At 40.2% G+C, this 15,453-nt stretch carries 9 protein-coding genes; 2 read left to right on the forward strand and 7 right to left on the reverse strand.

Features of this window, described 5'->3' with window-relative positions; genetic code table 11:
• Positions 1-10 precede the first annotated feature (10 nt).
• Together ACGHEH_RS02610 and ACGHEH_RS02615 are read right to left on the reverse strand one after the other, a co-directional pair.
• Positions 11-913 carry a diguanylate cyclase domain-containing protein gene (locus ACGHEH_RS02610; protein WP_390441596.1) on the reverse strand — a complete coding sequence of 301 codons (903 nt, stop codon included), beginning with the start codon at positions 911-913 and terminating at the stop codon, positions 11-13.
• Positions 914-4,645 carry an ATP-binding protein gene (locus tag ACGHEH_RS02615; protein ID WP_390441598.1) on the reverse strand — a complete coding sequence of 1,244 codons (3,732 nt, stop codon included), beginning with the start codon at positions 4,643-4,645 and terminating at the stop codon, positions 914-916.
• A 162-nt stretch (positions 4,646-4,807) separates the two neighbouring features.
• Between ACGHEH_RS02615 and ACGHEH_RS02620 the strand changes: the two genes are divergently transcribed.
• Positions 4,808-5,194, forward strand: a complete 387-nt coding sequence (locus ACGHEH_RS02620) for a hypothetical protein (protein ID WP_349285719.1) — start codon at positions 4,808-4,810, stop codon at positions 5,192-5,194.
• Positions 5,195-5,391: 197 nt separating this feature from the next.
• Here ACGHEH_RS02620 and ACGHEH_RS02625 read toward each other — a convergent pair whose 3' ends face one another.
• Positions 5,392-10,992: a collagenase gene (locus tag ACGHEH_RS02625; RefSeq protein ID WP_390441600.1), complete on the reverse strand. Its 5,601-nt coding sequence runs from the start codon at positions 10,990-10,992 to the stop codon at positions 5,392-5,394.
• Between the two features lie 395 nt (positions 10,993-11,387).
• Positions 11,388-12,116 carry a substrate-binding periplasmic protein gene (locus tag ACGHEH_RS02630; protein ID WP_390441602.1) on the reverse strand — a complete coding sequence of 243 codons (729 nt, stop codon included), beginning with the start codon at positions 12,114-12,116 and terminating at the stop codon, positions 11,388-11,390.
• Between the two features lie 551 nt (positions 12,117-12,667).
• Between ACGHEH_RS02630 and ACGHEH_RS02635 the strand changes: the two genes are divergently transcribed.
• Positions 12,668-13,435 carry an NBR1-Ig-like domain-containing protein gene (locus tag ACGHEH_RS02635; protein ID WP_390441604.1) on the forward strand — a complete coding sequence of 256 codons (768 nt, stop codon included), beginning with the start codon at positions 12,668-12,670 and terminating at the stop codon, positions 13,433-13,435.
• A gap of 46 nt (positions 13,436-13,481) precedes the next feature.
• Here ACGHEH_RS02635 and ACGHEH_RS02640 read toward each other — a convergent pair whose 3' ends face one another.
• From ACGHEH_RS02640 to ACGHEH_RS02650, 3 genes are all read right to left on the reverse strand, one after another.
• Positions 13,482-14,021 (reverse strand): cytochrome b, encoded by a 540-nt coding sequence (locus ACGHEH_RS02640; protein WP_390441606.1) that lies wholly within the window; start codon positions 14,019-14,021, stop codon positions 13,482-13,484.
• A gap of 130 nt (positions 14,022-14,151) precedes the next feature.
• Entirely contained in the window at positions 14,152-14,949 is a 798-nt protein-coding gene (locus ACGHEH_RS02645; protein WP_390441608.1) for a LytR/AlgR family response regulator transcription factor, read from the reverse strand.
• 148 nt (positions 14,950-15,097) lie between these two features.
• A complete protein-coding gene (locus tag ACGHEH_RS02650; protein WP_390442398.1) occupies positions 15,098-15,343 on the reverse strand; it encodes an iron-containing alcohol dehydrogenase in 246 nt (81 codons plus the stop codon).
• Positions 15,344-15,453: the final 110 nt, after the last annotated feature.

Raw genomic sequence — 15,453 nt, forward strand, 5'->3', positions numbered from 1 at the left:
TTAAATTGTTTTAACGGCTTAATATTGTAACCCTTTCTTGTTGCATATGTGACTTCACAAGCGCATCATCAGCAATCTTCAATACATCTTGATCACTACCATTAAAATCTCTATCTATGTGCACTATGCCAATACTAATACTGACATGAGCGCAAATCGGAGAGCTTTTATGAAGGATTTTCAACGCATCAATAACATCATGCATATGTTTTGCAAACTGTGAGATTTGCTCTTTATTTTTACCCTTTTGTAGCGCTGCAAATCGCACTCCATCATATCGAGCAACGAAACCATCATGTTTACGACTGCTCTCGCTCAAAGCTTGTGCGACTTTTATTAAACACTCATCACCCGCTGCATAACCATAGGTATCATTAAATTCTTTAAAATAATCTATATCAACTAAGAATAACGAAAAGGGCTCATGGCTTTGTGAACAACCTTGCCAATAACTCGCTAAGGTTTCGTCTAATAATCGACGATTGGGGATCTCTGTTAGGCCGTCAATTGCAGCCAGCTTTTCGAGCAAATCATTCTTTTGCTTAATCGCTAAGTGATTCTTGACCCTTGCTTTTACAATGACTGGACTAAACGGCTTTGTGATGTAGTCCATCGCGCCCATCTCAAGCCCTTTAGCTTCATCGTTGTAGCTGTTACTCGCAGAGATAATAATAAACGGAATAGAATAAGTACTCTGTTTTTCTTTTAGCTTTTCAAGCAAGTCATAGCCACTCATACCAGGCATGCGAATATCTGAAATAATTAAATCTACCGTATTTGACTCTAGAAAACTGACCGCTTCTTCACCACTTGCACACAGTGAGATACTGTACTCATCTGACAACGTGTTTTCTAATACGACACGATTAAGCGGATCGTCATCTACAATTAAAATATGCGCAACTTTTGCCATTTAACACCCACTTGCTCTATTTTTCAGAAACGCTTGTACTTTTAATAATTGCGTTTCAAGCTCAACGACTAACTTAGGGTTTACTATTTTATGTTGTTGCTTTAACTCTGCTTCTAGCTGCTTCGCAGCTTCTGCTAATTGTTCAAACCCTAACCCAGCTGATGCCCCTTTAACACTATGCGATAATAAAATCATTTCTTTAGTCTCTAAATTTGATTTTAATTGCGCTATGTATTTCTCGCACATCTCAAGAAACTTTACCATCATATTTTCTAAAAATGTGGCTTCACCCATCATTTGCTGAAGCGCAAAGGCTTCGTCAAAAAACTTACGTTGTAGCTTTACATGCTTAACCAATATTTTCTCTAACTCTTCAATGGTTACAGGTTTATTAATATATCCCTGCATCGAAGAATGCAAATATTCTTGTTGAGAAGAGATTTCTGCATTTGCTGTCAGGGCAATAATGGGGCTCTCATTTAAATACTGGCAATCATGGAGTTGCTTAGCTGCTTGGAAGCCATCAACTTCTGGCATATGGATATCCATAAAAATAATATCTGGCCTTAAGTTATCGACCGCATCACAAATATCTTTTGCCGTTTGACTGACGACAACACTGACGCCCAATTGCCGCAATAAATTTTTAGCGATCTCTAAGTTAATATCATTATCATCGACCACGTAACATAATGCACCTTGATAACCACTTTGAAGTTTTGGATTATTAGCTTCATGCTCAAGAGACTCAGGTAGCCCTGCCACGTCTTGAGGTTTGAAAAATATATCTGATAAGCATGATTGAAGAAATGCCCCTTCTTCACAACGCAAAGATTTACCTGCCAAGTCTACGTCATTTACTTGATGCTCCGCTTGGTTTACATAGATGCGTCTAAGACCTGTTATTGAGCTCAAAAAAGGGAGTGATAACTTAGATAAACTTCCTTTTTCAACAATTAAATAACGACTATTATCTGGTAGTACATCCGTTTCTTGTATTGTACATATATCAAACTCTTCAAGTAAACTAGGCGCTGCTTCACCAAAATATACACTCGATTTAGCGACTTTTGCATCTGAGGACAACTTTTTATTCAGAGTGAGTGAGAAGTAAAACTCACTGCCCTTACCAAACTGACTTTGTAAGGCGATTGCGCCCCCCAATAACTCAACTTCATGTTTTACTATGGCAAGCCCTAGGCCTATTCCTTCATGTTCTCTAGACAGGCTATCATCAACTTGGGTAAAGGCATCAAATAGTTTTATTTGGTCACTTTCTTTAATGCCTATGCCTGTGTCTTTAACAGAAAATTGAATGGTTTGTGTCTCAGCATCAGAGTCAGTGAGCTTCAGAGCAAAGCTTACAGTGCCTTTTTGTGTGTACTTCACAGCATTATTCAATAAGTTCAACAAGATTTGCGTAAGCTTTTGTTTGTCGCCATATAAGCAAGGCCATACATCTTCATCAACGGTAAAAGAAACTGCGAGCTCTTTTTTATTTGCCAGCGGCTCGATTAACTCTTGAAGATTTTCACAGAGTTCACTAACAATAATGTCGTTATTTTTTATGCTCACTTCATGACTTTCAACTTTGGCAAAATCCAAAATATCATTCAGCATCTCTAATAAGGTTTCAGCGGCATGCGTGACTGTATCTAAGCGACTTTGCTGCTGCTTTTCTGTGATAGCGCGTTTTACCATGTCTACCAGCCCAATAATGACATTGAGAGGGGTTCTAATTTCATGGCTTAAATTGGCAATAAAGCGGCTTTTGGCTAATGTGGCTCTTTCAGCTTCCATCCTTGACGTGGTGATTTCTGTGATATCTTGAATATGGATCACAAAATACTTTGGCATTTCTTCACTGTCACATACCAAAGACACACGTAAATCGAGAAACGGATAGCTTCCAGATTGTGTCAAACTAAGTTGGTCAACAGACTGTTTGTGCTTTGATAAATGCTCTAATACCTGAGAAATTTGCTGATAATTCTCATAACCAAACAGTGTAGATACGTGCTGCCCTTGTTTATTATTACATCCTAAGTAACGTTCAGCGGCCTTATTTAACATCATTACAGTACCATCTACTTTTACAAGCGCGATCCCATTAGGCGCGTACTCAATAGCAGATTTAAAGTTAGATTCTGACACTTGCAAAGATTGCAGTGCTTTTTGGTGCTCAGTAATATCACGTAATACTCCGACACACCCCATCACACCAAGTTGTTCGCTAAAAAAAGGTGCGACCGTTACTAAGTAAGTACTATGCTCGACACTCATTTGTTGAGAAAAGGGCTTGTGCTGCTCTGTGACTTTTTCTTCGATATCCGTTATTGCAAGGAAGTGTTCAGCAAAGTCATTAAAGTCTTTGCCAAGCAAGTTTAGCTTGCTTGTTTTGAGCAAGCGTTCGAAAGACCTATTGCAGCCAATCAATACCCCGTCAGTATTCTTATAATAAATGGCATCAGGCACCGCATCTAACACCCCCTTAAGTACCGCACTTTGCCGCTCTTTATCTTGCCCTGCAAGTTCCAGAAACTGTTGCTTCTGTTGAAGTTGATCTGTAAGCGCTTTATGATCTTCTTTTACCCTTGAAAATAACTGCGCACGACGTTGATGAATGGTTTTAATTTGTTTAAATTCAGAAAGCCAAAGCTTAGGCACAATATAAGAATTGGACTGATTATCGGGCTGTTGAATAAATGAGAAAAGCTCTTTCAATGGCCTTACAAAAATTTGTTCACAAAGCCAGTGCAAGGGAAAGTAAGTTGCTAAAATAAATAATAAAATAAAACTAAATTCTAGCCCTAGACTATAAATAATAGACTCAGCAAAGCCTTGCTCAGACACGCTCATAACGATATCAAGCGGGCGCGATGCTTCACTTTTATAAAATATAACCCCGTCATGCCAAGGTGCAATTTCACCTTGGTCTGGATAAACAGGCTTACCCAATGACAAATCTGTAATTAAGTTCCGATGTAATTTATCACTTAAATAGACTTCAGCTTTTGGTTGTGATTTATCATAAAACAATGCTTGGAACTTACTCGCATCAAAGATCATCAGCGTATGAGCACGTGAACTTGAAATACGCTGATTAGAGAACGCAAAGTAACTTTTGTCAGCTATTTCCAATCGCTGACTGACCATGAATTTAGAAGGGTCTGTATTTACTTTAAAGCTGCCTGAAACAATTTTGCTCAAAAGTTCACTGTTCTGAGTATGCTTTCTTTTGACAAAGACGAGACCATTCTCACTGACGTAGGCAATTGCTTCTAGCGGTTCAAGCAAAGCCAAAGAAGTATTAAACACCCCACCCAACGCCATCACTTTTTGCCAATACGGGTGCGATAAATCAACGCCTTTTAAATCACCATAGCCAACTAGCTCACCAAAGTACTTACCTAAAGATTGATAATAATAATTTGAATGGCGAATAATGGGTGAGGTTTTAGGTTGTGAAAACTCATAGCTAAGTGGTTGCTCTAAGCTCACATTAACGGCCAGGAAGATGTTATCAACTGCTGTCAACGTTTTATCTAACTGACTATTTAACCGTTCATAATGGGTTTCGAACTGAGTAAATGTTTGTTGCAGCTTAAGATTATACAAATGCAATGTCAGTGTCGCAGCCAACATAACCGTAATCGCGAGCGCAACCCAAAATGCACGACGATAAAATTGAAGCGGTGATGTGGTTAGTTGTTCTTCCGTGTGCATCATCATGCACAAATTCCTTTGGGGTAATGATCTAACCTAATACTAGCAAGCAATCTTAGTTAATGGTGACTTTTTATCATTAATATATTTACAATTTTATACATGCCAAACTTGGTTTAGACCTACTGAAGTGATAAGTTTAATGTATACAATATCCAGAGGTGTCGTATGAATAAAATTGTCATTCCTATTGCGTTAATGGCGGTGTCTAGCATCATTATTTTCACGCATAATTCGCAACCAGAAGAAGTACCATTAAAGCCTCCTGTATTAACTAGTCAGCATACGGAAAATGCGCCACCCAGTTCACTACCAACGCAAGAAGCACAGTTAAAGCAGCCAATTACTGCGATGGCGCACAAAACAGCTGATGTACAGGCACCGGCGATGCAAGCTGCACCTGTAAGCCCCAATATTTCAGCTCCACCACTGCAGCCGAATCATCAAACCAGAAATCGTCATGGCCATAACGAAAAGCTTGAACACGGCCATGAACACCATCAAAGGCCTAAAACACATAATGGTAAAATACCGCCAACCGGCGCTAATTTTTAAATACAAACTAAGCAAAAAAAGAAAGCATATGCTTTCTTTTTTTATGCCTGTTTTTTTACTGCACTCTCTCACCGCTTTGCAAACTGAAATTAAAAGCGGCCTTGCCCCGCTAATATACTGAAAACAAAAAAGCCACTCTTGCGAGTGGCTTTAGGGACGTATCAAATAATGAAACTGATTTTACTTCTGTTGTAGGGTTACTCAACAATCTCCACTGTCATCTTGGCGCCGCCAAACTGACCGTCAAGAGAGAAGTAGTGCCAGTGTTCATTGGCATCGATTTGTATGTCAATCGATTCTGTATTGCCGTGACCACCCGATTTAGCTGTGTAGTCACTGCGTGTTGGCCAGTTACCGCCTTTGTATAGGATATCTAGATTACCCCAACCACCTTCTGTGGTAATACGCAGCGTTAACGGCTCTGAGCCTGAATTTGCAAACACAAAGTTTGCGCTCGATGTGCTTGGAGAAATACATTCCACCACAGTCAAACCTTTACTTAACTGGTTGTTACTTGGATCAAATACGTTTGCTGCATCCGTTGCCAAACACTGTGTGAAATCAGTATCAATCGTTTCTGGCTCGCCTGCCCAGTTGCCTGTATCACCTGAATTTACAGCCACTGAATCATCTGGGCCTCTTTCAACAATACCGCTTACGCCTTCAGCTAATGACGCAACCCAATTTGCAAACTCGTTGTCATAACGTGTACCAATGTCATCAATGAATTGCTGATAAGCTTGATATTCGCCACTACGTAAGTAGGTTAGGATTTGTGCCACATCACTTGAATGACGCTCATGCATGAATCGTACTGCTAAATAACCCCAGCGATAGATGCGATCTTGGCCAGACTCATAGGTGTTTGTGAAAATAGTAGACAGTGCTACGTTGCCCGCTTTACCAACATTAATTGCGTGGTTATAGCCGTCTTGATATGCAATGTACTCACCTAAACCTTCTGTCCACCAAGTTGTTGCTGCCGTTAGGCCTTGTGCAAAGTCACCGTATAAATCAAAGCGACCATCTAAGTAGTGAACATACTCATGTTGTAGATTCCATACGTGGAAGTAGTCATCACCATTTTGCTCATAAGCAATAAAACGCGCTTGGTTATTCGGGTCATTCGGCGCACCTTCTAAATACATACCACCATTGTTGGTATCCATGTTAAAGAATGTACCGGCATAGTCGCGATAATCTTCTGACGAGTTGAAAATAACTAACTCAAGTGCATCATTGTAGTCATCTGCTACAGGGATATTGTACGTCTTTAATACATTGTGGAAGTGCGCTTCTTGCTGCCCTAATACTTCGCAGATCCACTGTGCTTGGTCGTTATACATTTGCTGAGCACGGATCTTTAATGTATCTGAACATTGATAGTTAAACTTCAACGTCTCTTTCTCCAAGTAATATGCAAAGCCACAGATGTCATAGTAACCACAATCTTGACGGTCAAATGTATCTGCCATGCTGCCCGCTTTTACCCATAACGGCGCGGTTTCATCATATTGACTGGTTGATGCCAAAATGTTTTTAACCATTGGCTTAACCTGATCTTTTAGTGACGGCACACTTAAGAAACGCGCAAGCTCATTCACCACATTTTTAATAAAGTAGTTATCGTCTGCTTGTAGTAAATAACGATTATCACGTTGGAAGCGATACATAGTATCTAGCAAACGTCCATCTTGCATACGCGCGATGAAATCTGCATCACCATTTGGCGCTGCTTGTGAAGCACGGAAAAACGCGGTCATCATGGCATTAGCAGCCGCCATTCGGCTTCGCTTAGCCGACCATGTTTCATCAAACATCTCTAAAATATTGATGTAGTTATCGTAGAATGGCGCGCGGATCTCAGCTGAGTCAGTCAGCGTTAATAGCTCTTGTAATGCTAATGCTTGGTCGTTTGACTCACCGTAAATGCCAGCGCTTGCAAATAAGTCCTGCATTGCCGCTTTTAGGTTTACTTCAATAGATGAAGAGTATTCAGGCACAAGATCTGGATTAAAGAACTGTACAAATAACCCACCACGTAAGAAGTAAATTAAACCTTGTACTTTATAGGCATTGTACTCATCAATAGTACGCGCTTGACGACGTAGTTCACTTATCACCGACATCATATTAGATTCGCTGAATAAGTATCTCGCCTGATCCGATTTAATGTTGAATACAGCACCCACATGTTGCGGGTTAGACGCCATAATACGCTCAACCAAAGCTTGACCATCTAAGCCTAAGAAGCGAGACTCATCTTCAGGTAAGCCATCATTTAACTCTGGGTGGTTATTTACAAATGGGTCATTTGGATCGGTTGGGGTTGGATCTGTGTTGCCACCACCTTGCTCATTACTTTGCACTAAGGCATGGAAAGTCACCCCAGTAAACTGGCCATCAAGCTGAAGCATGATCTGCTGGCCAGCATTGGCAGTAAACTGAACTGATTGAGATGTACCCGCATTGGTACTCGATAAATCAGCTGCTGCAGACGTCGGCCAAGCATTATTTTCATTGTTCACATATAGGTTGACATTACCTTCCCCGCCCATTAGGCCGATAGTAACGGTTGAAGCATCCCAAGGTACCGTCATTGTGAAGTACTTAGGCGCTGAGCCCGTCATACAAATTTTTTCATTTATTGCAATGTCATAGGCACTGTTTGTTTCGGTATTTGGACAGTTCGCAATTGGCGTCCAAGGGTTTTCACCTGTACCAGAACCAGTGTCTGTACCAGAGCCAGTATCTGTACCAGAACCATCGTCTGTACCAGAGCCATTATCTGTACCAGAGCCATTATCTGTACCAGAGCCATTATCTGTACCAGAGCCATTATCTGTACCAGAGCCATTATCTGTACCAGAGCCATTATCTGTACCAGAGCCATTGTCTGTACCAGAACCATTGTCTGTACCAGAACCATTGTCTGTGCCAGAGCCATTGTCAGTACCTGAACCATTGTCTGTGCCAGAACCATTATCTGTGCCAGAGCCATTATCTGTGCCAGAATCTGTAGTTGGTAGCATAGCTTGCGTGATCACATAATCACTGTTTAGCTCAGTTAACGCCGCCACACCTAAACAGGTATTTTGACTATCCATTACTGCCATGCGGTCGCCTTGAGACCAAAAATCTGCGCTATATACTTCGCCATTAATCAAGGTTGCATATGGGTTAGCTAAATCCGCAGCACCTGTTGCTGGGTTCACCCAGTACAAAGTCACAGGCTCAGCATACGGGTTAGTGATTGAAACACGTGCTTTTGCCGTGCCGCGCTCATAAGTGGTCAACAACTCACAACCAGAGAATACACCTGCAACAGGGTCTGGTAGTACGCCTGGTGCAACCGCGTCGGTGTTTGCAACCATCCAATTGATAAAGTCATCATTATGGTCTGTCGCAATTTGGCCCAGTAGTGTTTCAAACTGTGTGCTGTCACTTAACTTCAATGCATTTGAAAGCGCCAAAACACTTTGTTTATGGTTTTCAGCTAAGTAACGCATGGTTAAGTAGCTCCATGGATACAAATTATCAAATCCATATTCCATGAATAAAATGCTGCGCAGTGACGGAACAGTCTTACCTGCAATGGCATCAAAGTTACGCTTGTTATACTGGCCTTTGGTTAAGAACTCAGCCCATCCCTCAGCCCAAGAAACCGTATTATTATGATGTGCGAACATGCCATATAAGTTGTAACGTCCATCTAAATAGTGAACGTATTCATGTTCTAAGTTATAGACTTCACCTGCCGTGTCACATGAAAAGCCAACCCAACTTTGTGGACATTGCATTGCATGGAAACGCGGAATATTGCCCGCTACACTTGGGTCGCCTTCAAGGTAAATACCGCCATTATTGGTATTGTGACCAAAGAATTGATAACCATATGCTTCATAGTCTTCAGGCGTTGCATAAACAATCACTTCAAGTTTGGTGTTGTTATCATTGCTCACCGGCTGCATATTGGTATTAAAGAACTGGTGGAAGTTGCTGCCTACATCAGCCATCTTGCTACATGCTGTTGCAAGTTGCTGGTTTGTCATTGCTTGTGCACGAATGGTGATAGCATCATTACATTGGTAGGTAATGGTTAAAATATCTTCCACCTTTTTAGGCACAGAACAATAACCGTTCAGTGCATCGTTACTGTCACAGCTACGATTAACGGTTTCAAGGTAGCTTTCTGTGATTTTCTTCTTCACTTCCTCTGCGTCAACTTGTACCGATGTTACGTCGAAGATTTCCTTCACAATACCATCAATACGCGCCTGAACAGCTGGTTCCGCTAGGTTTGCAACATGGCCTAAGGCTAAGAACTCGTGCGGCATGATCCACATGCGATCTGCATCTGCATTCCAGCGCATATCTAAGCCAGTTTCAGCCAATGCATAACTACGAAGCACAGACATCACAGCAAGCATATGCTCATTAAATGCCGCTTTAATTACCGCATTTTGCTTACCAATATAAGCTAAATCATAAAATGCTTTTAAGATTTGATTGGTGCTATAGCCAAAATTGTCGTTTACATATGGGTTAGATAAACCCGCATAAAACTGAGTCAACGCCATTAAGTGTGGTAATTGCTCAGTAATAAACTGTGCGCCTTCGGATGTAGTTAAATTAATTAAAGCAGTTGCATAGCTTTCATGGATTAAGCCAGCCGGCGCACCTGTGGTATAAAACTCCGTCATCATAGCAACCGCATGAAGCGCATCACTGATTAACTTAGCATCAGCTTGGCTAAACTGAGTAAAGTCGCCATTTGCTGCAAAATTACGTAAAAAATACAGTAATGTATCTAGGTCTTTGTCTTTTATATCATCTTGCTGTGCAAGGTAATGAATGGCTTTGGCAACATCCACGACTACACCTGGAGTGTTTGCTGAAATCTCGCCCCACTGCGCCCAAGTAGAGGCAATGATCTGCTCAACATCTGAGCTAAACTCTGCTTTTGAATTAATCGCTGCAGCCGGTATAGACACCACAACTGGCTCTACAACCACAAAGTCTGCTGTTGCAGAATCTGTTGGGTTAACTGGATCTGGGGTTGAAGTCCCAGTTTTAACAGAGAAGTTCACGCCATCATTTTGGCCCATTACACTGACGTAAAATAACCCTTTATTAGCCGTCACTTTTAATGTTTCATTGGTGCCAGCATTCGCAGATGACGCAGTATAGCTACTACGTGTTGCCCAGCCACTATTGTTTACAAAAATATCCGCTTCACCTTCACCGCCCTGAGTTTCAATCGTTAACTCAGTGTTGTCTTCTGGTACGTCAACATAATAATAAAGGCCATTACCACCAATACATAACGCTTCATTTAGGGCTATTTCACCAGTTCGTTGTTTTGCTTCAAGGCATTTATCTGTAGTCGGTTGTTCACCAACTGTTTGCGTTAATGCAAGCTGGACTTGCTCATGTGCGCCAAAAACACTGATATATAAACGACCCTGATTGGCTGTGACCTTTAAGGAATCGTTTGTACCTTGAGTATTCGTTCGAGCAGTGTAGGCACTTGATGTAGCCCAGTTACCTGTATTGACGAGAATATCGGCCTCACCTATACCACCATCAGTGGTAATATTAAGCGGTGTGCCATCCTGTTTAATATCAACATAGAAATAAAGTCCATTTCCTGAAATACACTCAGTCTGACCAAGTGTTAAAGCATTGCCTGTTGTTGTCGTTGCGCCGCACATTGCGGCTGCAGAGGCGTAAGTTGGTAAGGTAGAAACAGCTAATAAGCTTGCTCCTACAAACAACTTTTTAGATTTATACATCATACTTCTACTTCCAGATAATCAATTACTACCATTGCGTTGGAAACGGATTAAACCAATAACCAGCTGATCTAACGCAAAAAAAAGACTGGCTCAAGTTGCACGAAAGCCAGCCCCAAATACAACAAGGAATATTGTATGCAATAAATTCTAATTGCATTTACAACTTTGTAAACTATGTGACCTTTTTATTACGAATATCAACACAAAAACCCATTAAAAAACAAAGCTAACAAGCTGTTTTAAATAGATTTAAATTTAAAGCATTAAATGTGAAATTTTGTAAACATACAAACAATTTCATTGAAAAAAATATCCAATGCAAACTGGTAAAACCAGATTGAAAGCATAGTTTTCTCTGCAATAAAAATAACATGCATACTAAATGCAATTTAAATTTACTGCTTTATTAATAGATTAGGGTCAATAGACCATTTGTTGGCTAACGTAAGGTAGGCGTCGGAATGTAAATATTGCTGTAGAGCATGATCAAAACGGGTTTTAAAAGCATCCTCTTTAACAAGAAGCCCGTAGGGGGTAAGCGGGAAGATCCGATGAATATCAACCTCAAGTTCATGAAACTTATTGAAGTAATTAAATATATTGATATCCATTACTAAGACTTGGACCTTATTCTTTCTAAGCATGTGTAATTGCAGAGACTGGTCAGATAATTCGGTATATTGACTCGACTTTGAAACTGCTTGGTTAAAAGTGTCTCCTAAAATCGTTTTAGCATTTAAAAAGGTAGCGATAGAAAAGCGCTCTAGGTCATTGATTGATTCAAGCTTTAAATTTGCGCTTTTTAAGGTCAAAGCGACATTCTGATACTGAATATAGGGCATACTGAGCTTACCTGACGCTTTATATAAGGCGACACTGGCTGTAGTCATAGCATCTATGTTTCTAACATCCAGAATTTTAATTGACCGAACATAGGGGGCAAAAACAAATTCATGCTTATTCACTACTTTGTCTAGTACAGCATTTAATAGCTCTATTTCTACCCCTGTTTTGGCTCGTTGTAAAGAGTACGGCGGTCTATCAATACCTGTTACAACATTAAATGGCTTAGCCAATAAGTAGGACGATATAATTAATAGGAAAACAAGACATACTCGTCTCATTATCTCGCCTCTAAAAAACTAGTTATTAGTTAGTATAATCAACAACTACAATTTCGAGAGGTTTTATAACCCATCTATTCACCTATAAAGGCTTGCCTCTATAGCTCATTTCTTCGCGCTTGACACTTTTCACATAGTCGCTCATTACTCTGCTTTGGTTTAATTATCAGAGTTGTATAATCAACGCCACAGTTTCGAAAGGTTTTACGACCTACCTAATCTCTCGATGAAGATTATTTTTTACCTCACTTCTCCATGCTTAACACTTTTCACATAGCCGCTCATTACCCTGCTTTGGTTTAAATACTAGGGTACACTCATCACACGTTCGACTGGGTGTGAATAGATAAAACAAAATGTGCTTTAACCATTTCATTGTCTTAAATTTCTTACTCGGCGTTAGGGATCAAGTTATTGTTATGCTTTATAAGTATTTTGTATTACAAAAATCCTACAACACACTCTATGCCTTGCTTTTTTTATGTACAATGGAAAAAATGTCTCAGAGACAAAAAGCTTAAAGTATTAAAAAGTCCCAAAAAGGAATAAGTATGACACCACTCAGACGCCAGATAAAACGTGTCTCGGAGACAAAAGGACTAACCATAAAACAAATAGTTAACCTATGCGAATGCAGTCGTTCTCATTTTTACAAAGTGCTTGATGGGCAACGTATGCCCAGTGAAAGCTTGCAAACTAAGCTAATGACCGTTTTAGAGATAAACGAAGAAGAATTTGCAGCGTTGTTACAAGCCAACAAAGCTGATGAGCAAAGAAAAGTGTCGACTGACAGCAATAATCTTAATGCTGTTAGGCTGCACGCTATAGTGAGCAAATTAAAGCCTAAGACTTTACCTAGCTATGTAATATGGCTGGTTAGTTTGATCTGTTTAACTGCGTCGCCATATTATTTTTATGCATACCTTTCAGATAGTAAGAATGAAAAAATAGAACTAAAAACAGGCTTTGCAACTAAGTTTATTAAAGACGTCACTATTCCAGATGGCACACCTATCCCTATTAACACGCGTTTTACTAAAACTTGGCGGGTGCAAAATATTGGCACCGTACCTTGGAAAGAAAAACATCTAAAACGTATCACGCCTCAGGACCCTAACTTATGCTACTCAAGAGATAGCATTCCCCTGCCTACAGTAGAATCTGGTGAAATCATAGATATTTCTATTGAGTTCACTACGCCAAAATACCCAGGCACCTGTCGGACCGATTGGAAGATGGTCGATGCGCATGAAAATTTAATCTTTCCTGACAAACAAGGACTTTATAGTATTGTGCATGTGGTTGAAGAGAGCCTTTAACTTCAACCACATAGAACTCAAGCTAGGGTTATCGCACTCCTTTTAATTAAGCTCGACCTAGCATACGCAATAGTGTTGTGTCTTTGTCAAGCACATGATGCTTGATGGCGCCAAGCATGTGTAATGCAATGAGCGCTGTTAAAGCGTAAGCAATATAAGAATGTGCAGCTTTAGCAACTACAAAAATAGTCTCATTGAAAGGTACTGCGCCATTCTCTGTATAGTTATTTGGCACTAAAGTCAGACCAAACACATCGATACCGTACCCGCCAAAGCCAGAGTAAAGCATACCGCTTATCGGCATTAACAAGGTCCCTAATAATAACCCCCAATGGGCGAAATGGATGGCTTTATTAAGCGCCTCTGACGCATTTTCATCAGCAGGTAAAAAACCTTTTTTAATGCGGTAGATCGCACGAGGTAATACAAGCAAGAGCGCAATAACACCTAGTGCCTTGTGAATGGGGTATAGAGACCAAACCTCCCAGTTCACCATGTAATAGCCCACACTAATCAAACCTAGCATAGTGAATGCAACCAACCAGTGTAGTAAGCGAGTCGTTAGAGTAAGTGACGGCTTATTCATATTGTTTTCTCCTCAGAATTTTGATGATGAAAACTATATAAAATTGATTCTACCCAACCCAGCTCTATGTGACGAAATCATAAAGTTTGGGACAAAAGGTTATTCATCCATTCGTCCCTAGCCTTTATTTTTAAAGGCCTAACAGCAATTTAGTTGTTGAACGATTACTTTTACTGACTGGCACTTCAATGTCGTTATTGAGCACCAATAGACCATGACCCGAGCGCGCATTGACTAGCTTTGCACTATGAGAAAGATTGACAAGGTAAGAGCGATGGCAGCGATAGAAAGCCTGAGCAGGTAAGCTGTTTTCTAACTCTTTCATGGTTGTGCGTACCAGTGACATACCTTGTTTGGTATGTAACTCAACATAATTGCCCGCGGCTTTTGCAAAGTAGATATCGGCAAACGCAATATCAAATTCTTCTATTTGTAACCTTTGTAGCTCTGTTTTTTCTTCCGCTTTTTGATTAACAAATAATCGAGACGTTTGGGCAACTGAGTCGCTACTTTGAGCCCGATTTACATCGACAAACCGACTTTTAAAATGCACTAAAGTGACGATGGCCAAATAAGCAATGGCATGTTTATGCCAATTATAGAAAAGGCTTTCTTGCCATGCAGTCTGCTCTATTAAAACATCAAGGCTCGTGTTTACGGTTAACACGCATGTCAGCGCGAAAAACCCCACTGAGATTAATTGTTTTAATTTCATACTGCGCTGGAGAGCAAAACAAATAAACGGCGTGATCAGCAACCAAATACCAAATTCTTGCAATGACCACAAAATAGAGGAAACAATATCAACCCGCTGTTTAGCAATAAATACGCTATGCACTGTACAGTTTAAACACACCATACATAGCATACCTAACCAACCTAATGTGAGTAATTGATAATCTTTAAGTTTTACAATTTTACTAAACATAGTTTGGCCCTGAAGTTTGAAACGGCGAGAAAATAAAAGCATAAGGATAAAAAATCCTCAGCTAAAAGTAAAAGCGATCCCCAAAACAAAAAAGCCTTGGCAAATATACCAAGGCTTCGACATCTAAAAAGCACATTCGTTCTTTTAATTACATTGCTGCTCGGAAGATTTCTGAAATTTCTTCTGCAGTAGCCTGAATAGGGTTAGTAAACCCACACACATCTTTCAATGCATTTTCAGTTAAAGTCGGAATATCATCAGCTTTGGCACCTAGCTGCTCAATACCAGAAGGAATACCCGCATCAGCCGCTAATTTAACGATGGCATCAATCGCCGCTTTATCAACCAGTTCTGCATTGGGTATGGTCACATCGACCCCAGACGCTTTTGCAATATCTTTTTAATCGTACTTAGGAACATACAGTTTAGTTGTAACGATGAGAAGATAACCATGTTTAATCTGAAAATCAGCGAAGTATGTTCTTCGCTGATATGGATGTAAAA

It is taken from the genome of Pseudoalteromonas sp. MTN2-4, from assembly GCF_042848605.1.
GTDB lineage: Bacteria > Pseudomonadota > Gammaproteobacteria > Enterobacterales > Alteromonadaceae > Pseudoalteromonas.

Excerpts from the sequence above, each read along its gene's own strand:
- ACGHEH_RS02610 (WP_390441596.1), bottom strand. The coding sequence starts at position 913 with ATGGCAAAAGTTGCGCATATTTTAATTGTAGATGACGATCCGCTTAAT.
- ACGHEH_RS02615 (WP_390441598.1), bottom strand. The coding sequence starts at position 4,645 with ATGATGATGCACACGGAAGAACAACTAACCACATCACCGCTTCAATTT.
- ACGHEH_RS02620 (WP_349285719.1), top strand. The coding sequence starts at position 4,808 with ATGAATAAAATTGTCATTCCTATTGCGTTAATGGCGGTGTCTAGCATC.
- ACGHEH_RS02625 (WP_390441600.1), bottom strand. The coding sequence starts at position 10,992 with ATGATGTATAAATCTAAAAAGTTGTTTGTAGGAGCAAGCTTATTAGCT.
- ACGHEH_RS02630 (WP_390441602.1), bottom strand. The coding sequence starts at position 12,116 with ATGAGACGAGTATGTCTTGTTTTCCTATTAATTATATCGTCCTACTTA.
- ACGHEH_RS02635 (WP_390441604.1), top strand. The coding sequence starts at position 12,668 with ATGACACCACTCAGACGCCAGATAAAACGTGTCTCGGAGACAAAAGGA.
- ACGHEH_RS02640 (WP_390441606.1), bottom strand. The coding sequence starts at position 14,021 with ATGAATAAGCCGTCACTTACTCTAACGACTCGCTTACTACACTGGTTG.
- ACGHEH_RS02645 (WP_390441608.1), bottom strand. The coding sequence starts at position 14,949 with ATGTTTAGTAAAATTGTAAAACTTAAAGATTATCAATTACTCACATTA.